This window comes from Tangfeifania sp. (genome assembly GCF_055108615.1).
Genome location: NZ_JBSQIC010000010.1, coordinates 17067 through 37912, shown reverse-complemented (window position 1 = coordinate 37912; position 20846 = coordinate 17067). Strand labels below are relative to the sequence as shown.

At 40.0% G+C, this 20846-nt stretch carries 11 protein-coding genes; 4 read left to right on the top strand and 7 right to left on the bottom strand.

Translation table 11 applies throughout. The annotated features are described in order from the left end of the window. Window positions 1-278: 278 nt before the first annotated feature. Window positions 279-2297 carry a CHAT domain-containing protein gene (locus tag ACTCNA_RS03810; RefSeq protein ID WP_462946589.1) on the top strand — a complete coding sequence of 673 codons (2019 nt, stop codon included), beginning with the start codon at window positions 279-281 and terminating at the stop codon, window positions 2295-2297. 179 nt (window positions 2298-2476) lie between these two features. Here the strand turns inward: ACTCNA_RS03810 and ACTCNA_RS03805 are convergent, their stop codons facing one another. The 5 genes from ACTCNA_RS03805 to ACTCNA_RS03785 form a co-directional block, all read right to left on the bottom strand. Then, window positions 2477-3970, bottom strand: coding sequence for a tetratricopeptide repeat protein (locus ACTCNA_RS03805; protein WP_462946568.1), 1494 nt, complete (start codon window positions 3968-3970; stop codon window positions 2477-2479). Then, window positions 3960-4547: an RNA polymerase sigma factor gene (locus tag ACTCNA_RS03800; RefSeq protein ID WP_462946567.1), complete on the bottom strand. Its 588-nt coding sequence runs from the start codon at window positions 4545-4547 to the stop codon at window positions 3960-3962. The genes ACTCNA_RS03805 and ACTCNA_RS03800 overlap by 11 nt, the downstream gene beginning before the upstream one ends. Window positions 4548-4854: 307 nt before the next feature. Continuing rightward, window positions 4855-6648 (bottom strand): arginine--tRNA ligase, encoded by a 1794-nt coding sequence (gene argS / locus ACTCNA_RS03795; RefSeq protein ID WP_462946566.1) that lies wholly within the window; start codon window positions 6646-6648, stop codon window positions 4855-4857. A 115-nt stretch (window positions 6649-6763) separates the two neighbouring features. Continuing rightward, on the bottom strand, window positions 6764-8074 hold the full coding sequence (locus ACTCNA_RS03790) for an OmpA family protein (RefSeq protein WP_462946565.1): 1311 nt from the start codon (window positions 8072-8074) through the stop codon (window positions 6764-6766). 233 nt (window positions 8075-8307) lie between these two features. Next, a complete protein-coding gene (locus tag ACTCNA_RS03785; RefSeq protein ID WP_462946564.1) occupies window positions 8308-9108 on the bottom strand; it encodes an aminotransferase class IV in 801 nt (266 codons plus the stop codon). Window positions 9109-9156: 48 nt separating this feature from the next. Here ACTCNA_RS03785 and ACTCNA_RS03780 point away from each other — a divergent pair, with 48 nt between their 5' ends. Together ACTCNA_RS03780 and ACTCNA_RS03775 are read left to right on the top strand one after the other, a co-directional pair. Then, complete coding sequence (locus tag ACTCNA_RS03780) at window positions 9157-9717, top strand: hypothetical protein (protein WP_462946563.1); 561 nt, start codon at window positions 9157-9159, stop codon at window positions 9715-9717. Between the two features lie 149 nt (window positions 9718-9866). Next, window positions 9867-12113, top strand: a complete 2247-nt coding sequence (locus tag ACTCNA_RS03775) for a GH92 family glycosyl hydrolase (protein WP_462946562.1) — start codon at window positions 9867-9869, stop codon at window positions 12111-12113. 21 nt (window positions 12114-12134) lie between these two features. On the opposite strand, the gene lgt is transcribed toward ACTCNA_RS03775, so the two are convergent. Further along, window positions 12135-12953, bottom strand: a complete 819-nt coding sequence (lgt, locus tag ACTCNA_RS03770) for a prolipoprotein diacylglyceryl transferase (protein ID WP_462946561.1) — start codon at window positions 12951-12953, stop codon at window positions 12135-12137. A 57-nt stretch (window positions 12954-13010) separates the two neighbouring features. After that, on the bottom strand, window positions 13011-16331 hold the full coding sequence (secA, locus tag ACTCNA_RS03765; RefSeq protein ID WP_462946560.1) for a preprotein translocase subunit SecA: 3321 nt from the start codon (window positions 16329-16331) through the stop codon (window positions 13011-13013). Window positions 16332-16876: 545 nt separating this feature from the next. Here secA and ACTCNA_RS03760 point away from each other — a divergent pair. After that, window positions 16877-20776 (top strand): T9SS type A sorting domain-containing protein, encoded by a 3900-nt coding sequence (locus ACTCNA_RS03760; RefSeq protein ID WP_462946559.1) that lies wholly within the window; start codon window positions 16877-16879, stop codon window positions 20774-20776. Window positions 20777-20846: the final 70 nt, after the last annotated feature.

Genomic DNA, 20846 nt, shown 5'->3' with positions numbered 1-20846 from the left:
AAAAATATATTTCACACTCCACCTCCAACACTCGATTATATTTTTTAAGTTTAAACGCTGCTACTCAGCAAGAAATAAATAATTTCAGAAAGGCAAAAAACAGTTATAATGAGGCAATAAACTACGCAAAAGAAATTTATTCTAAAACTAATTTAAATGTAGTTTTTGAATATATTAATTATGCAACATTTTTAATTTACACCAATCAATTTAATGAGGCGGAAAAAATCCTTGAAAAAATTAATCGCATTTTTGAAGAAAAAGATATTAAACAAGGAATGAATCTTGCTTTCTACTTCAAAACCCTTGGCATCTACCACGAAAACCTGAAAGTAGAAACCAAAAACATTGACGAATTCAGGCAGCAAAAATCGGCCAACCTTGAAGAGGCGATAAGAAGTTATGAAAAAGGACTGGAAGCCTTAAATTTCGATTTAAATGCGCTTTCAGGCGACACATTCGATTTGGGGCAAACGCTTTCGCTTACCCAAACCCTGGAGTTTTTAAAGCTGATTGCCGATACGTATGCCCAGATTGCCAACGTTTACGAGGATAAAAAACAGGCGCAATACACGCAGTCGCTTACCAATGCCCTCGATTACTACAAAGTTACTTCCGCCATTATTCAGCAGGCACGCAGGGAGATATATTCTGACGAAAGCAAAATTCAACTCAGCGCGCTTGAAGAGGCAACCTTCAATAAAATTATCCAGACCGCTTTCAAAGCCTATGAAGTAAATAATGAGCAGGACATAGCGGAATTCGCCTTCAATAACGCGGAAAGGATAAAATCCAGTGCCGTTTTCGACCGGATCACCGACCAGCTGGCAAAAGAAAACAGTTTAATTCCTGACAGCCTCACCCAACTGGAGCGCAACCTCAATTTCAGAATTACTTCAAACAATGAGAAGTTGTACAATTTAACTTCATCAGAAAATCCTGATCCCGAAAAAATTGCACAAACCGACTCATTGCTTTTCGAATTAAAAAAGCAACGTGAGGAACTGAACCAGTACCTCGAAAAAAATTACAGCGATTTTTATGAATTAAAATACGCCAGCTCGTCGGCAGTAATATCTGAAATTCAGCAAAATCTGACTAAAAATGAAGTAATTATTGAATATGTTTTAAACGAAACCGATTCAATTCCTGAGCTTTACACGTTTTTTATTTCACCTGAAAAATTCAGCTTTACCCAACAAAACATTTCAGCCGGTTTTATCACCGATATTGAAAGTACTTTCCGCTTCATGTCCAATCCGCGGTATTTATTCACACGAAATGAAGACTCAAAAAAATACTGTGTTTCTGCCCATAAACTCTACAACAAACTGATAGAGCCTTTTTCAGCTTTAATACACGACAAAAAAATTACAATTATTCCCGACGGCAAACTAAGTTATATCCCATTTGAAGCCTTGCTGGTTGAATTACCCGATACATCATCGCAAATACAGTTTGCACGTTTGCCCTATTTCATCCGGAATAATACGGTAAATTATGCTTATTCTGCCAATCTGCATTTTAAATTTAACGACCTGCCACGAAAAGCCAGCAACAAGGTTTTGGCCTTTGCTCCTGAATACAAAACAGATACAGTGGTATTTGAAAATGAAAAAATTAACCTGATTCCTTTGCCCGGCGTTCAGCGCGAGGTTGATTTAATAGCAAAAGAAGTTAAAACAAAGGTATTTAAGGGAAATGAAGCATCTGAACTTAATTTCAGAGAAAACAGTGGCGATTTCGAAATTTTGCACCTGGCAATGCATGCGTTCATTAATGACTCCCTGCCCGCTTTTTCGCGCTTTGCTTTTGCCCAAAACAATAACGAAACCCCTGAAAATGACGGATGGCTGAATACTGCAGATATCTACAATCTCGACCTGAATGCCCGGCTCACAGTGTTAAGTGCCTGTAATACAGGAAGTGGAAGTTTAAAAAAGGGGGAAGGCGTAATGAGTCTTGCCCGGGGATTTTTGTATGCGGGTTGTCCTTCAATTGTTATGACCCAGTGGGAAGTAGAAGACAACGCAGGTACGCAAATAATGAGTTCGTTCTACAATTATCTGAAAAAAGGCCGCCCAACAGATGAAGCGCTCCGGCTCGCAAAGCTGGAATACCTCGAAGAAGCCAATCCGCGCATGGCACACCCCCACTATTGGTTGGGATATATCAGCATTGGAAATACAACGCCCCTATTCAGAAGTTATGATATTTATTTCTTCGGACTTCTAATTTTTGCCATTTTGGGCATTGCAATTGATCAATTTATTCGATTAAGAAAATCGCGTAAATAAGTGTACTGATAGAATGTGTGGTTTTCAGTAACGATTTCTTTCATCTCAATATTTCAAAAATTTCGTACAAACTTTTCAGAATGTGTGGTTCTCAAGTGTACGTTTAAATTTTTGTTGCCAGCATTTTAAAGAACAGTTGTTTTAAAGTAAATGTGTTGAATCAAGTTTAACGGCTTAAATTATTTGAATGAATATTTTAATCTTCGTAAAACGGCTTTTGCATCGTTCTCATAAAAACCTTTCCTGTCAATTATTGCAAGTAATTGTTCTTTTGCTTTATCTTTCGAGTCCAGTTTTATGTAGCACAAACTTCTGTACCACTCAGCTTCTTCAATAAAAATATTATCGCCCTGGGTTATCACTTTTGTGTACTCAGGAACAGCTTTGTCATATTTCTGCATATTTTGCAAGCTGGCAGCTTTGTAAAAATTATACACATATTTTTCGGCGCTTCCTTTCAACGCTTGATTGTAAAGCTGTATAGCCTTTTGGTATTCTCCGTTGGCATAATGGGTGTTTGCTTCCTGTAAATAGCTTACATCGGACGAAACGGTCCTCTGGGGCGACCACTCTGGTGTTTGGTAATACCTTTCATATAATTGTTCCGTTGATGTAAACTCATTTTTAAGCAATCCGGCAAAAGCTATTAAAATTACAACAATGGCAACACCGGCCCTCCACCATTGCATTTTATGGATTTTGGCATCGGGAACAATTGATTTTAATTCCTTGGTTTCAATTTCACGCTTGGTTGCCGAGAGTTTGTCCCTGAGTGTAAGAATACCCTTTTCGCCAATCGATTTATCTACATTTTTCCGCAGGGAAACTTCAGCTTTTAAATCGGTGTTTTCATTCAACTCGTCATTAAAATTCTCCAGTTTTTCCCCTTCAAGGGTTCCTTCAATAAATTCTTCAATATCCTGTTCACTTACATTCCATGAAGTTTCAGTATTCATTAAATTTGAAATTTCATCTCTGAGGTTTAAAACATCCAGCTCTTCGAGGGCATTTTCCAGCTCGCTGTGAATTCTAACCTCCCGTTCCAGGGTGCTGTTAATTTTCAGTTCATTTTCAAACTCTTCCAGCTCTTTTCCGGTTAATTCACCACTAAGGTATTCGTCAATTTCCTCGGTTGAAAACTGCATTTGAACGGTTTGAGAAACTTTGGACAATGTATCGCGCAGGTCCAAAATATCTTTTTCAAGCAGGGCTTCTTCAAGTCCTTCAATCTCAAGATCATCAAAATCTTCATCTAAAAATTCCTCCTCCTGTTCAGCAGCTTTTTGTTCCTTGTAGAACTGGTGGATGTTTTCGTTTGAAATAAGCTCGTGTTGATAAACGTGCACTTTGGGTAGCGAGTCGTAATAATCAAGTAGTTCGTCGGGGGAAACAGAGGAAGTGAGTTGCTGGATGTCTGCAAAACCGTCGAGCATTGCGAAGGAGCCGTTTTTGTTTTTATCATCGGCATGTTTTGCAGCTTTTCCGAGTTTTTCTCTTAAAATTAGAACGTCTTCTTCAGTAATGGCGGCGTGTAAATCTTCTTCGAATTTTACTTCTTCCTGTAATTCATCATTTTTTTTCAGTTCTGTTTCAAATTCGATTTTTTCGGGTTTGTCAAGATTATTTAAGCAATAATCCTCAATCAATTCAAAAAGCTTTGTTTTAGGTACCATCTTCAAGTATTTTTTTAAATTCTGTATCTTGCTTTATCCTGCTAATCAGAATCTCTTTACATTTGAATTTTCGTTTTTTTGTATATTTTTCTCCTTTATACCCCATAATCTGAGCAATTTCCGTTAAGGGGACTTTTTCAAAAAACAACTGTAAAAGTTTCTGACAATCTGTACTCAGGGTTTTAAAATGTTTCTGGTATAAACCATACTTTTCATTTTTATTCACCAGCTCTACCAGGTTTTCGTCGTATAAATCTTCCTGGTACGGCATGGTGTCATTTATTTTCTCTTTTTCTATACGCATTTTTTCAAGCTGCTTGAGCCATAAAAAACGGCATACTGAAAATAAATATCCCTGAAAAGAACTCGCTTCGAAAACTAAATCGTTTTCTTTAATCTTCCGATAAATTACTATTATCGCTTCCTGAAAAACATCGTTAGCATCTTCCTCACTCCCACTATTCTTCTTAATAAAATGATTGACCTTGTAGTAATACTGTTTATAAATGTATTGCAATATCAAATTATCATGTCTCAGTATTCCTTTAAGGATTTGTTCATCAGTGTAACTTTTCATGTCCTTCTATTATATAATTCGGTTTATTTCAAAAAGGTAACCCTCATTTTTATAAAAAATAAAAAATATTTAGCGGGAAAGTATCAACACATTGGTTGATCCGCCTAAATTACAAGGAATTACAATCATTGCATAAAAATACAATCTATTTGTAAATAAGAAAATGGTTTGAGGTATTTTTTGCCAAAACAAAAAAAAATAGATTTTGAGGGTTACCTTCCGGCAAAATACAGAATATTATAATAACAAGGATGCTTTTCCTTTAACCATTAGATCAAATTTTAATAAAAGGGGGTGGTTCCCCTTTTTACATTCTTTCGGGCATTTCAATCCCCAGCAAAGCCATACCGCTTTTTATCACTTTCCCAACAGCTTCGGATAAAACCAGCCTGAAATCCCTTACATTATTTTCAGATGCGTTTAAAATGGAATGGTCGTGGTAAAACTGGTTGTATTCCTTCACCAGTTCGTAACAATAGTTGGCAACTACTGCGGGGCTGTAATTTTTCCCGGCTTCGGCAACAATATCAGGAAACAGCGATATTCGTTTTAATATTAACTTTTCCTTATCGGAAATGCTGATATTTTCATCGGCATCGCTTGCCAGGTTGATGTTTTTTTCTGCTGCTTTACGTAAAACCGATTGTATGCGTGCATAGGTATATTGAATAAAGGGGCCGGTGTTTCCGTTAAAATCAATCGATTCTTCAGGATTAAACAGCATATTTTTCTTCGGATCGACTTTAAGAATGAAATACTTGAGTGCTCCCAAAGCAATTATTTCAAATGTTTTTTCTGTTTCTTCAGCAGTCAGGGCATCAAGTTTGCCCAATTCTTCAGCCATGTTTCGGGCCACATCAATCATTTCTTCCATCAAATCATCGGCATCAACCACCGTGCCTTCCCTCGACTTCATTTTGCCGGAAGGCAATTCAACCATTCCATAAGAAAAGTGGTAAAGATCTTTCCCCCATGCGTACCCCAGTTTATCGAGCAAAACTGACAAAACCTGGAAATGGTAGTTTTGTTCGTTACCCACTACGTAAACCATTTTATCGATGGAATAATCGTTGTAACGCATTTTTGCAGTGCCAATATCCTGGGTCATGTAAACAGAAGTACCGTCGCTGCGTAATAGTATTTTTTTATCGAGGCCATCTTCGGTTAAATCAGCCCAAACTGAACCATCTTCTTCTTTGTAAAAAATACCTTCTTTCAATCCTCGTAATACTTCTTCTTTTCCTACGAGGTAAGTATCCGATTCATAGTAAATTTTATCAAAATCCACCCCCATCTTCCGGTAGGTTTCATCAAAACCTTTGTAAACCCAGCTGTTCATCATTTTCCAGAGCTCCACGGTCTCCGGATCCCTGGCTTCCCATTTAAGTAACATTTCGCGGGCTTCCAAAATTGATGGCGCTTTGGCTTCTGCTTCTTTCGGGGTAAAACCCTTGTCGGTTAATTCTTTTATTTCAGCCTTATAGTGCTTATCGAATTCAACATATAAATCCCCAACCAAATGATCGCCTTTGGTTCCGGTATTTTCGGGAGTTTTGCCCTCTCCCCATTTTTTCCAGGCAACCATCGACTTGCAGATGTGAATTCCACGATCATTTACAATGTTTGTTTTTACTACTTTGTTGCCGTTTGCTTTTTGGATTTCTGAAATTGAATAACCGAGCAGGTTGTTACGAATGTGCCCCAAATGCAAAGGCTTATTGGTATTGGGCGATGAATACTCAACCATGATCAACCTGGAATTCTCACCTACCTGTTTTGTTCCGTAGGTATCATCTTCCCGGGCATTTTTTAAAACACGAATCCAGTAATTATCGGCAATTACAAGGTTTAAAAACCCTTTAATTACGTTGAATGATTTTACTTCATCAACATTTGCCTGTAAATATTCCCCAATTTGTTTTCCGGTTTCTTCCGGGCTTTTGCGCGAGTGCTTCAAAAAAGGAAAAACCACCAGGGTAATATCACCTTCGAAATCTTTACGGGTAATTTGCAACTGTATTGACTTACCCGCCGGTTCAAAATTGTATAGGTTTTTTAATGTTTCTGCAACTGCAGAATGAATTACTTGCTCGATATTCATTGCCTACGATTTTTGTGAGCGACAAAGATAACAATTTACACTTTTGGCAAATGCATGCCATAGAAAAAGCCCTGCCAAAAGGCAAGGCTCTCTTTAAACTATTATTTAAACAATATTATTTTACAATTGTAGCTTCTTCAAATTCAACTCTGCGGTTTTTCCTTCTGTTCTCAATAGAAGTGTTTGGAACAGCAGGATCTTCTTCGCCATAGTAATTTGAACCAACGTAAGTGTTGCTGATACCTTTTGAAAGCAAATATTTAACAACAGCCTGGGCTCTTCTTTCTGAAAGATCCATGTTGTATTCATTTGTTCCGATGTTGCAGGTATGGCCACCAACAACAATTTCATATTCTTTGCTTTCACTCAGGGTTTCAACAAGTTCATCGAGTTCTGTTATTGCTTCAGGCCTCAATTCAGCTTTGTCGAAATCGAAGTAGATTGTCGGAATATCCAGTTCAACTTCAGCAGGGCATCCGTCGTTATCGGCAGGACCTGGTTCAGTCGGGCACCTGTCTTCGCAGTCAATTACATCATCGTTATCAGAGTCAAGCGGACATCCGTCTTCATCAACCGGGCAACCTTTAGGAGTATCGGGACATTGATCTTTATGGTCCGGAACGCCGTCCTCGTCAGTATCAGGACATCCGTTGAATTTAGCCAATCCGGCCGTTTCAGGACAATCGTCGTCTTTATCCGGGATTCCGTCGCCATCTGAATCGGGACAACCATTAAACCTGGCTTCTCCCGGTTCATCCGGACAATCATCCTTATAATCAGGTACGCCGTCGCCATCACGGTCGAGCGGACATCCTTTTTCATCTACTTCAACACCCGGAGGAGTGTCGGGGCATTCATCTAATCTGTCGGGAACGCCATCGCCGTCAGAATCTTTGGCTGCACCAATTGCAAATTCAATAATACCTGAAAGTTTAATAAAGTTATCATTGACAGTTGTTAAAATTTCATCCACATGCCTTTCACCTTCAATACCATGAATGTATCCTGCTTCCAGATAAAGCGAGGTATTGGGGCTGATGGGAAATTTTGAACCGAGTCCGGCATTAAAATTCACCCCTTCTTGCATATTGTCCATAAGGTACCCCGGGCCGGCATACAAATAAGGCTGAATTGAGCTGGTTTCAGATAAAATACTGCCGTTGAAAAATTTAAACCTGAAATTCAGGACAGGATTAAAGTAATCAACACCATCGTCATTAAAACCACCCTGGGCTTTCAACATTAAATCGAAAGAGGGGCTTAAATAGCGGCTAACATAAAAATCGCCCAGAAAACTTAATTCATTTTTTTCCAGGTTTTGCGAAACACCCGGTCCTAATCCTATTGCCCATTTTTTATCTGCATTTTGGGCAAATGCAGTTCCCATTATAAACAGGGACAAAAAGAGAAACGTAAACTTTTTCATAATTATTTAATTTTTGAGATTTTATTTCTAAAAGACCAATTTAACAATTTATTTCATCCTATCAAAACAACTATTATACAATAGATGTAACAATATATACATTTTTTAACAAATTTAGTTATTCTTTTATAATTAGAGTATATTTATTTAAAGTTTTTAATTTAAATATATGTATTGATTTTGAATGTTTTAAAATAATTCACTACTCCTAAATCAATTGAATTTAATGTCGGTTATTTTTTTGAAATGTACTCGAAAGTTAATTTTTCATATCCTTTCATAAGTAACTGTATTACATCGTTTTGAGCATCAAACATCAAGTTGTCTATTTGCGAAACAGGTAAAATTTTGGGCGATGTCCCGGTTATAAAAACCGCCTGATAGTCTGGGATGTCATTCAAAAATATGTTCTCTTCTTTACAATTTATACCTGATTCTGTTGCCAGCTGAATAGTTTTTTGCCTGGTTATTCCCAACAAAACTTCATTTTGGGGTGGCGTAACTACAATGTTATCTTTTACAAAAAACACATTACTCCGGCTTCCTTCAGTAATACGGTTGTATTTATCAACCAACATAACTTCGTAAAAACCTTTGGCTGATATCAGTTCATCAGCCTGTTGCCTCACTGAAGTTTGAAAAACCTTGGCCTGGGGGTTTTGCCGTTCGCCATGTAAAATTCCACATTTCACACCCGTATTATACCAAGAAGCTTTTGGGTACTGGTGTGCAATAAAATAAGCTTTCAGATTAACTTTGCACGAAACAAGGATATTCCCAAACGAAACATCATTCGCATCAATTAATTTCTGAATAAAACTGATGATTTTCTGCTTTTCATAAAGAATTGCCTTGCCTGCAAGTGCTGCCGATGCATAAAAACGCTCCATGTGCTCTTCGGCAAAAAGTGAAATACCTTCCACAACCCTTAAAACTTCATAAATACCCCCCTCGTTTTCTGAAGGAACAAAACCCGAAACAGGCTTTAGTTCACCATTAAAAATAAAATATTTATGTTTTGGCGTTTGCTTCATTTTTGTAATTTAAAGTAAAATTACACAAATGTTTTACCTGATGTGAAAATGGCTTATAAAATTCCACTTCCGCTAACGTTTAACCCACACAAGCACCACTTAGAATTTATATTCCAACAGCTTAAAATCTGGCAAAACAAGGAATGGCCTGCAGTAACAGCTGAAATGAAAGTTATTGGAAATAACCTGATTGATTTATATTACGGAAAATTAAATGTAACCGAGATTTGCAACGAATGTTTATATTATTTTGAAACCCGAAAAATTAATTCTCCTGAAAAATTCCAGGAATGGCTGCAGCCAAATAAATACCGGAAAATTGAGCTTTCCGACAAATCGATGTGGATTATAAAAAAAGGTGCCAGCAACCAGCGATATATCCATATTCACCCGGCAAAAAATTCGCCGTTAACAACCCGGGTAAGGGCAGCCACATTAAAAACTGCAATTGCTATAAAAATTCAGGAAAAGAAATTGTCAAAAACCAACGATTTTAATCTTCAAATTGTTAATCAGGTCAGAACAGAATTCCTGGGACTTTCGCCGGTAAAAAATATTACACGCGGCAAAGGCATATCAAAAATCTGTGCACTTTTTAATTTGTTATAATCCTGTTTTCTTATGAAATATCTTTTCGCTAGCGATCAGGTCCAGTCAACAGCAAAATCTTTTCTTTTTTAAGTTTGGTTTTACTGTTCATATTTGATCCGTTTTATTATTTTTGAACTTTCATTTATTAAACCTATAAAACCTGTTATATGAAAATTTTGCGCATTCCGGCATTTGTACTTGCTGTTGCCTTTCTGGTCAGTTGTTCACAAAAAGAAGAAAAAAATTACCTCCGGCATGTTGATGTGCTCATCGGAACCTGGAAATCAACCACTCCCGCTTCTATCGAGAAACCCGGCGACCACGTAGATTACGGGCAAACCATTCCGGCTGTTACCGCCCCATTTGGAATGACCCAGTGGACTCCGCAAACCCACGCATCAGAAGAAAAATGTATTGCTCCTTTTTACTGGGGAACTCCGGCACTGCAGGGTTTCAGAGCTACTCACTGGACCAGCGGATCGTGTGTTCAGGACTACGGCAGTTTTACATTTTTCCCAACCTCTGTTGCAAGTAATTTCAACTTCATGCCTTCACAGCGCCAAACAACATACATGTACGATGCCGACACCTCATCTCCAGCTTATTACAAAGGAATATTTCCCGAAAACAATATTATTACCGAAATTACAGCAACAAAAAGATCTGGTTTTTTCCGTTTCTCATGGTTCGAGCCTGAAAACGCCGCTGTAATCATTGATGTTAATAGCGACGAAGGAGAAGGTTATATAAAAATTGATAAGGAAAAAGGAGAAGTTACCGGCTACAATCCTGTTCACCGCATATACAACGGGAATGGCAAACCGGCAGGTTTTGCAGGGTATTTTGTAGCGCAGTTCGATAAAGAAATTGCCAGAACAGGCACTTATGCTGAAAATGAATTTTTTCATGATTCTGCAGAACAGGAACAAAAAGAAAATATTGGAGCCTATGTTTTTTTCAACCTGAATGAAGGTGAAAGTGTAAAAATGAAAGTGGGTACATCTTTCACCAGCATTGAAAATGCCCGTAAAAATCTTGCCACAGAAATTCCGCACTGGGATTTTGAAAAAACAAAAACGGAACTTGAAAATACGTGGAATACAATGCTGGCAAAAATTGATGTTGAGGGAGAAAATGAAAATGAACTTTCTAAATTTTATACCGCCCTTTATCACAGCCTTTTACACCCCCGTCTTTTTAGCGATGTGAATGGCGAATATCCCGGTTTTGATGGCGATTCAACAATTCATAAAGCGGAAGACTATGAATATTACGATGACTTTTCAAACTGGGACATCTACCGTGCCCAAATGCCGCTGGTAAGCCTGGTTGCTCCCCAACATTATGAAAATATGGTGAAATCGCTGATTGTTAAAGCTGAACAAGGAGGCTGGCTTCCAATCTTTCCTATGTGGAACAGTTATACTTCAGCAATGATTGGCGACCACAGCATTTCCATTATTTCTGATGCCCTGATGAAAGGTTTCGAATTCGATACGGAAAAAGCTTACCATTTTATGCGTAAAAATGCTTTTGAAACGCCGGAAAACATGGAAGAATACATCGACGGGAAAGGACGCCGTTCACTCACTTCGTACCTTGAGTTTGGATACATTCCAATTGAAGATGAAGTACCTCATGCTTTTCACCTGCGCGAGCAGGTTTCAAGGACACTGGAATATGCTTACAACGACTGGGCGCTTGCGCAGGTAGCAAATAAGTTAGGGAAAAATGAGGATTTCGAGGAACTCTCGGCCAGGGCGCTGAATTACATCAATGTTTTCGACACCGATAAAGGCTGGGTATGCGGTAAATTCTCAGATGGCACATTTACCGATGAATTTGATGCCAACAGTGAAATGTTTTACATTACCGAAGGCACTCCCAAACATTACAGCTGGTACGTGCCACACGATGTGGAAGGACTGACTGAACTGATGGGTGGACAACAGGAATTTCAAAATAAATTAGACGGACTTTTCGCGAATAAAGAATACTGGCACGGAAACGAACCCGGACATCACATTCCCTACCTGTACAATTATTCGGGGAACTGGCAGAAAACCCAGGAAACCGTTAAAAAACTGCTGAAAACAGAGTACAGTGTTGGCCCTGGCGGATTACCGGGAAACGATGATGCCGGACAGATTTCGGCCTGGTATGTTTTCAGCGCAATGGGATTCTACCCGGTTTGCCCTGCAAGTAACGAATACCAACTGTCATCGCCAGTTTTCAAAAAAATTACGCTTAATCTCGATAAGAAATATTACAAGGGAGGAAAATTTATTCTCGAAGCAACGCCCGGAAATCAATTCGGCACATTTTCATCTGTCAAATTGAACGGAGAAGAAATTGACCCGGTAATAAATCACGAGAATTTGCAAAAAGGTGGGAAATTGGAATTTTCAAAATAAAGCATAAAAGAGTTTCCCCTTTTATGCTTTATTTTTATATACTTTTTCAGGAAGTTTTAAAGCCCTCACCACCAAAAATATTCCCAGCAAAATAAACGGGATGCTGAGCCACTGGCCCATATTCAGTGCCATAGTTGCTTCAAATGCTTCCTGGTCCTCTTTTATAAATTCGATGAAAAAACGGGCAGTAAAAATGAAGATGAAAAATACACCGGTAAGTAAACCTTGTTTATTTTTCGATCGGGTTTTCCTGTATAAAAACGTCAGCACAGCAAAAGAGAGCAAATAGGCCAGCGCCTCATAAATTTGTGTAGGATGTTTGGGAACAGTTTCGCCGTTGTGTTCAAAAATGAATCCCCAGGGAAGGTTGGTTTCAACACCATATATTTCGGAGTTCATCAAATTGCCGGTGCGAATAAAGGCTGCCACAAGTGCTGTAGGAACAACAATACGGTCGATGGTCCATAAAACATGCCGTTTGGTTACCACCTTCGAATAAATCAGCATGGCAATTATTATTCCGATTGCCCCACCATGGCTGGCCAATCCGCCATGCCAGATTTTAATAATTTCGCCCGGGTTTTGCGAATAATAATCCCACCCGTAAAAAAACACATGCCCCAGCCTGGCACCAACGATGGTGGCAATAATTATATAAAAGAAAAGTGAGTCGATCCATTTCTGGGGCACTCCTTCTGATCGAAACATTTTTTCGCCAATGTAGTACCCAATTAAAAACCCGGAGGCAAACAGCAAGCCATACCAGCGAACGGACAAAGGTCCCAGGTTAAAAATCTCGGGGCTCACATTCCAGTGGACAAAATTTAATAGGTGTATCATTTTATTTAATTTATTTCAACCTGCAAAGAATTTAATAAACCGGAAAATGAACCCCGACTATTTGGCTCCCCTTCCGTGACAGTGTTTGTATTTTTTACCGCTCCCGCAAGGACAAGGATCGTTGCGGCCAACTTTTTTCTCAACTCGCACCGGCTGAGGCTTGGAGCGTTCACCAGTATTCGTGTTCGCGCCCTCCATCGGATTATCAACGCCTGGCAAATCAGATTTCTGCGTTTTGTACCGGCTCATGTCAATGCGTTTACGCTCTTCGGCCTGTTTTACCTGGTCCGGACTTTGAATTGGAATGTGCCCTTTCATCAGCGTTGAAACCACATCTTTATTCACTTTCTCAACCATCATTTTAAACAGGTTGAACGATTCAAACTTGTAAATCAACAGCGGATCTTTCTGTTCGTATGTGGCATTTTGTACCGATTGTTTCAAATCGTCCATCTCCCGTAATTGCTCTTTCCAGGCTTCGTCGATGGTATTCAAAACAATTTGTTTCTGATATGATTTTACCAGCTCTTTGCCTTTATTTTCATATGCCTTTTCGAGGTTACAAACAATCTGGAAGACCCTTTTACCATCGGAAATGGGAACTACAATATTTTTATAAGTCTGCGATTTTGTTTCGTACACGTTTTTAATTACCGGGAAAGCTTGTTTGGCAATGATTTCAACTTTGCGGTTGTAACCATCAATCATTTTTTCATAAATCTTTCCCGTAATTTCTCCGGGATTCATCTGCTTAAACTCTTCGTCCGAAACCGGCGATTCCATTGAAAGCAACCGCATAAGCTCCAGGTTGAAATCTTCAAACTGGTCGGAGCCGTAATAGCTGTTTACCAGTTCTTCTACCGAATCGTACATCATATTAAGCACGTCCACCTCAAGCCGTTCGCCAAAAAGGGCATGCTTACGTTTTTTATAGATAACTTCGCGCTGCGAGTTCATCACATCATCGTATTCGAGCAAACGTTTACGGATTCCAAAGTTGTTCTCTTCCACTTTTCTCTGCGCCCGTTCAATCGATTTTGAAATCATTGAATGCTGAATAACTTCACCTTCCTGCAATCCCAACCTATCCATTACGCCGGTAATTCGCCCCGAACCAAACAGGCGCATCAAATCATCTTCGAGTGAAACATAAAACTGCGATGAACCGGGATCCCCCTGGCGCCCGGCACGTCCGCGCAGCTGCCTGTCAACCCGTCGTGAATCATGTCGTTCGGTACCAACAATGGCCAATCCACCGGCTTTTTTCACTTCCGGAGCCAATTTAATATCAGTTCCCCTACCGGCCATGTTTGTGGCAATTGTAACAGCCCCGGACCGTCCGGCTTCAGCAACAATTTCGGCTTCGCGGGCATGAAGTTTGGCATTGAGCACATTGTGTTTTATGCCTTTCATTTTCAGCATCCGGCTAAGCAGCTCTGAAATTTCTACCGAAGTGGTACCGACAAGGACCGGTCGTCCTGCTTTATTCAGGTTCACAATTTCATCGCCCACAGCGTTGTATTTTTCCCTTTTGGTTTTATAAACCAGATCCTCCTTATCTTCACGAATAACAGGACGGTTAGTAGGGATAACCACAACTTCCAGTTTGTAAATATCCCAGAATTCACCGGCTTCAGTTTCGGCTGTTCCGGTCATACCCGCCAGCTTGTGGTACATACGGAAATAATTCTGCAGCGTAATGGTTGCAAATGTCTGGGTAGCGGCTTCCACTTTCACCCGCTCTTTTGCCTCAATGGCCTGGTGCAATCCATCGGAATAACGACGTCCCTCCATAATACGCCCGGTTTGTTCGTCCACAATTTTCACCTTGTTGTCGATAACCACATACTCCACATCTTTTTCGAACATGGTGTAGGCTTTCAGCAACTGGTTTATGGTATGAACCCGTTCCGATTTCACGGCGTAATCCTGGAGCAGTTTATCTTTCTTTTCAATAATTTCTTCTTCCGGCAACCCGGAATTTTCCAGCTCGGCCATTGCGCTTCCCATGTCAGGGAGTACAAAGAACTCATTATCGTCAAATCCTTGTGAAATAAGGTCGATTCCTTTGTCGGTCAGTTCAACCGAATTCATCTTTTCTTCAATAATAAAATAGAGCGGATCGGTAACAATGTGCATGTTTTTATTGTTATCCTGCATGTAAAAGTTTTCGGTTTTTTGCAGGATGGATTTCATGCCTTCCGAGCTCAAAAATTTAATTATCGATTTATTTTTCGGTAACCCTTTGTGGGCCCGTAAAAGTAAAAGCCCCCCCTCTTTTCGTTCTTCGTCAGTAGGATTTTCTTTAGTAAGCAGCCGTTTTGCATCGATAAAAATTTGGTTTACCAGCTCGCGCTGTACTTTGTATAGTTTTTCAACATAACCTTTCAGCTCCTCAAACTGCTGATGCTCGCCTTTTGGCACAGGTCCTGAGATGATAAGCGGGGTCCGGGCATCGTCCACCAACACGGAGTCAACCTCATCAACTATGGTATAATGATGCTGGCGCTGAACCAAATCACCGGGGTTTATTGACATGTTGTCGCGCAGGTAGTCGAATCCGAATTCATTATTTGTACCATAAGTAATATCGGCATTGTAAGCTTTTCGTCTTGCCTCGGAGTTTGGCTGATGCTTATCGATACAATCAACTGTAAGGCCATGGAATTCAAAAATAGGCCCCATCCATTCCGCATCTCGTTTGGCAAGGTAATCGTTTACAGTTACAATATGAACTCCCCGCCCGGCAAGGGCATTCAGGAAAACCGGCAGAGTGGCAGCCAGCGTTTTCCCCTCACCGGTTGCCATTTCGGCAATTTTCCCCTGGTGCAATACAACACCGCCAATCAGCTGAACATCGTAATGAACCATGTCCCAGGTAATTTCAGTACCTCCGGCAATCCATTTGTTCTTCCAAAGGGCTTTGTCCCCTTTAATGGAAATGCTGTCGCGCTCAGAGGCCAAATCTTTATCGTATTCCCGGGCAGTTACTTCTACGGTTTCATTTTCAAAGAAACGGCTGGCGGTCTCTTTTACAATAGCAAAGGCCGTGGGAAGTACTTCATTTAAAACTTCTTCAATTTTCTCGTTGATTACTTCCTCTAACTTGTCAACTTGTTCGTATAGCTTTTCGCTTTCCTGTATTTCAACCTCATCAGCTTGTGCCCTCAGGCTTTCTATTTCTTTTTCTTCGGGTTCAATTCTTTCCTGTATCGTTTTCCGAACTTCATCGGTTTCCTCCCTCAGTTCATCATTCGACTTACTGTTCAGGCGTTCATATTCTTTTTTAATTTGTTCAATCAATGGAGATATTTCCTTGATGTCCCTTTCCGATTTATTGCCGAGAATTTTACCCAGTATTTTAGTTACAAATGCCATTTTGCTTAAATTTATTCTTTACTTAAAATGCGATTGCAAATTTAGTTAATTGGACAGGGTAAAAAAACGATTAAAATGTTTTTAACTGAAAATAGATATAAAAATAAAAATGATGAAAAAAAAATACTCCGGTTCAATTTCAGGTTTTAATACCTAATTTCAAACAAATGTTTAATATAGTTTGAGAATTTAGTGCTAACACACATCATTCACTTCAAAAATAATAATTTTAAATTTAATCAAATTGTAATTAGCACAGAGAGGTTTACACTGAAGTACAATTAACATTAATCAATAGTTCTCAAATATACTGAAAGATTAATAGTTAGAAAAATTCTCATTAATTATAAAGTTTATTAAAAGTAATAAGGGATAACAGAAAATCGAAAGGAAAGAAACTTTTCAAAACGGAGTAAGATATGTTGCATTGATGTAATATTTTTTATATTTTTAATAAAACTAATTGACTGATGTATCATAAATAATTTTAATATTTGCTTATAACATATAATGTAGATTTTTTTAACATTTAAACTTTATGTACTATGAAATTAAAACTTTTACTTCTTTTAATGTTGATTGGTGGAATGCTGAATGCTCAGGATACCATTCGATCATTTATTATTACGGAAACCCGCGTGGACCGGAATGACCAGTCGTACGTGGAACTGACCAATGTTGGCGAAGATGATCTCGACATCAGCCAGTTTGAGTTTGGTAAGGTTGGCGCATGGACAACCCCATACGAACCAACCGCAGAAAACTTTTTACGGTTGCCGGAAGTAACCTTAGCCCCTGGCGAAACTTATGTGATGGCTGCTGTTAAAGAGTTTACAGAAGAAATGCACCCAATTAAGCCGGATTTATTCGGACACCGGATCACCAAAAAAGAGTGGTGGGATTTGGCCGATATGGTAATTCACATGCCGGAAGATAATGTTAATTACGCTTCTCCCGGTATTACCGACAGTGTTTCTCCCAACTATGGAATTATGGAAACATGGGGAAGCCGTGAAACGTGGTACATTGAGCAACACTTTGAAAATGGTGACTCGGTAGTTGTGGATCAGGTTGGCGGTTTGTTTGCACAGGATGACGGCACACAGGAGGATTCTCCTACCATTGATGTAGCAGGGGTAACCAATGCCTGGGGAACGCATATTCTGGTACGTAAAGCCAGTATTAAACAAGGAACAACCGATTTCGATGCCGCCCGCGGTATCGACATTGATGATTCAGAATGGATGCCAATTCCGCGCCTGTTCAATGACTGGGAACCCTACCGGGCCGTATTCTGGACCGTTGGATTCCACGGCGATGTGACACTCGACGAAAACACGCTTCAGTCGGATGTACTGGAAGTGGACTGGGCCAATAAAACCATAACTGCTCCCTGGGGAGTGAGAAATAACGATGATTTTATGTTGCAGTTTGAAAAAGTACCGGGACTGGCCTGGCATTATGATTTATCAGAAGCCCGTGCAGACTCAGCCTACAATTCAGCACGCACAGGAGATAAATTGACTGTTTATGCCTGTGGAAACACACTGCAAACCGAAATTTTCGATATTATAGTGGAAGAACCAACGGCCGATGCCAACATTGTAATACCCAAATATGCACCTGACTGGGATCCGGAAGGTAGTTTCTACTCCAATGATATTAACTCAGGAGAAGACGAATATTACTCCGTTACTGTTGATGCACCGGAAATGGACACCATCACCAGCGGACTGTTCGGTATTGGCTTTGCCACACGAACCGACTCTCTGTTCACCTACCTTGAAAAAGCACCCCAGGCAGACTGGGAATTTGTATGGGTAGATGGTGTGGAACGCCCCGACGTTAAAAATGGGGATATACTGAGAGTGACTGCCGAAAACGGCGATGTTAAGGATTATTTTATTAAAGTTGACTATTACCGTCCCAGTCACGATGCATATCTTAGTTCCATTACCTGGCCCGATATTCCTGTATGGATGAAAGATTTGTTTGGCTGGACAGGTGATACCATTCCCGGATTTGGAACCAATGTATTTAATTATACAGTTCAGGTTCCATCTGATGTTAGTGGAATTCCTGCACTCGTAGCAAAAACACAGGATCTCAACTCAACTGTTGACGTTAAGCGTGCAAGTAGCCTAGCCGGTTCCGACGAACAAAAAACTGTAAGATTTACAGTGACTGCTGAAGATGATACCACATTGAATACTTACAGTGTTAAATTAGAAAAAGAAAAAGCGCCGGATGACATTCAACCCTTTGAAGCTGAACCTTTCATTTCTGAATTGATTGTTCAGGATCAGTGGGCAAATGGGTTTCTTGAAATTTGCAACCCGGGCAACCAGCGGCTCGATCTCAGCGATTATATGTTTGTGGGTACTTACAATGACCAGCAGGGTGCTATTACTGATTATTCCGGTGCTGACCAATGGGGTGTAAGATACCGTAAATACGTGCCCGGATACAAATGGGTAGATGAAACAGAATGGGCTGTATCTCCCGGTACTTTAACCGAAGACCTTAATGTGAGTCCGTTTGTTGAAGGTGGTGACGTTTTTGTAATGGGACACATCAATTCTTCCGGTACCAGTGGTTATCCCTGGTTTGCCAGCGAACAGTGCGATGTAATTTTCAATACCGCATACAATCCCTGGGGCGAAGCATACGATGAGTGGGCAAGTGCCTGCCATGAATGGACCGGTGGAAACTATTACGTATTCAAAATACTGAACGATTCCATTAAACAGGGACTTAAACCTGCCAACGATCCCAATGACTTTGAACTGATTGAAGTATTTGGTGACGACGGGGCTGACTACGTGATTGGAGGAGTAGCCGTGGAACAAATTACAAGCTATGTAAGAAAGCCTGAATACTGGCAGGGTAAAACCGGTTTTACAGAGTCCTTCGGAACTACTCCTGAAGATTCAGAATGGACCTGGACTAACAGATCTTACTGGCAAAGCCAGGGATACGGCTGGCCAAATGATATCCTAATGGTTACAAGTGACTTGGGGAAACACTATTTCCAACCGGTCACTCAGTACATGTCCACCATTTCATCTATTGTTTATAAGGTAAGTGAAGGATACGGTAAAGATGGCGCTTTGGAATCAATCAAAGGAATTCTGACAGGAACCACAACAAGTGAATTCCTTAACAATATCATTAAAAAAGACGAAGGACAATCACTGACAGTAAAAGCTACTGAAGATGGCGCTGTACTGGCAGGTGATGAGTTGCTGAGTATGAATGACACACTGGTTGTTCTTTCTGCCGACAGTATCAACACCACAAAATATCTACTCGAGGTATCAGAAGAAGGTCTAAGTTCAGATGCCTACCTCTCATCAGCATTGTATGAAGTAACTGTTGATGCTGATCCTAAAAGTGCTACCGAAGCCGTTGAAGCCGGGTCAGGTACCATAAGTGGTTTTGAATACGGAACCCAGTTAAGTACTGTACTGAACAATGTGGATATTCCTGCCGGAGCAATTTTGCAAACAGTTGCAGAAGACGGCTCATACGTACCGTTGAAACGTCTGAACTTTGACACAACTTATGTTGATGTTACTGTAAACCACTTAACTTACTTTGAAGTTACTGCCGAAAACGGCGTTACACAGATGATATACCAGCTGCTGCCGCAGGCATCTCAATCCTCAGCGTTTGTTACTTCAGATGTGTATAACGTTCAGCAAAGTAATTTACTCATCCAGTTCGTTCCCAGAGGAACCACAGTAGATGCGTTCATGTCTAATATCCTTCCTTCACTGGGATCAACTGTTAAACTCATTGACAAATTAGGAAATGAAAGAATGGCAGGAAACATTGTAGAAGACGACAAGCTGGTTGTTACTGCACCCGATGGTGTTACACAAACAGTTTACTACCTGGCTATGTTACGTACAGAACTTGTACCAGCGCCAAACTACCTGGCCTACGTACTGTCTGATGTTTACACTGTTGACCAGCAGGATATGTTCCTGGTTGGAAGTTCACTTACAGGTAATACGCTTGTAGCTGATTTCCACAACAACATTGAAACGTCATTTGGTGCCACAGCTGTTGTTATGGATAAAGACGACAACGAAAAAACTGATGGCGACCTCGATGATGGCGACTGGCTCAAAGTAGTTTCAGCCGACGGCAAAATTGAAGTGATGTACACGCTCGACCTCGATCTGACATCTGCTGACAAACTTGCCGAGGGTGAAATATTGCTTTACCCGAACCCAACTACCGGAAAAGTGAATATCAACGGTCTTGAAAAAGGAACAAGACTGCAGGTATTCAACCAGGTAGGCGCTATGGTGAACGATGTGAAAGCCAGCAGAAGCATTGAAACCATTTCGCTGGAAAATCAACCCGCCGGAATGTACCTGATTGTTCTCACAAAAGATGCTCAGCTGGTTGGCCAGTATAAAGTGATTCGCAAATAATTTATTTTAATTATTAACATTCTTGATTTGAATAAGAGCCTGTATAAATGCAGGCTCTTATTCTTTCAAC